Genomic DNA, 512 nt, shown 5'->3' on the forward strand with positions numbered 1-512 from the left:
TGACGAAACCATGGTTAGTAATGGTGCGTGACCGTTCGCTGTCTAACCAGTCATTCGAGGCGGACGGCTTCGCCGCCGCTCAATTCCAGCGTTAGAGCGCATGATGATAAAGCAGACCGCAGCAGCAAACTTAGCCTTGGTTCTGGTCGTGGTCGGTTGGCTTCTCGCCTACTACGGCGTCGTATCGCAACTTGGCGACCCTTCGCAATCCATTCCGCACACGCAACTTGAAGCTGCTCGCCACCTTTCACTTGCAGCAGTGTGCTTCGGCGTCGTCTGTATCTCCGCCGCGTTATGGCTTGCGGGCTTCAGTTTTCCGGCAGCGAGAGTTCGTGCAACTGTATGCTCGGCGCTGGGCCTTCTACCCGCAATCGCTGTCATCTTGAGCATGCTGTGAGTGGCAGTGCGCTCTAACAACTCCTTAGGAGACTTCCGGTCAACCCCGGGTGCATGATGCTTTTGCCCTGAGCTTTCGGGCCACTGCTGTCGATCGTGTTGTGCTTCGTGTTGCG

The 512-nt window shown here is 56.8% G+C and carries 1 protein-coding gene; it reads left to right on the top strand.

Features of this window, described 5'->3' with window-relative positions; all coding sequences use genetic code 11:
* Positions 1-103 precede the first annotated feature (103 nt).
* Positions 104-397 carry a hypothetical protein gene (locus tag ACQGNJ_RS00005; RefSeq protein ID WP_426687199.1) on the top strand — a complete coding sequence of 98 codons (294 nt, stop codon included), beginning with the start codon at positions 104-106 and terminating at the stop codon, positions 395-397.
* Positions 398-512 lie beyond the last annotated feature (115 nt).

The sequence above is a fragment of the Rhodanobacter ginsengiterrae genome (assembly GCF_050026815.1).
Taxonomy (GTDB): Bacteria; Pseudomonadota; Gammaproteobacteria; order Xanthomonadales; family Rhodanobacteraceae; genus Rhodanobacter; species Rhodanobacter ginsengiterrae.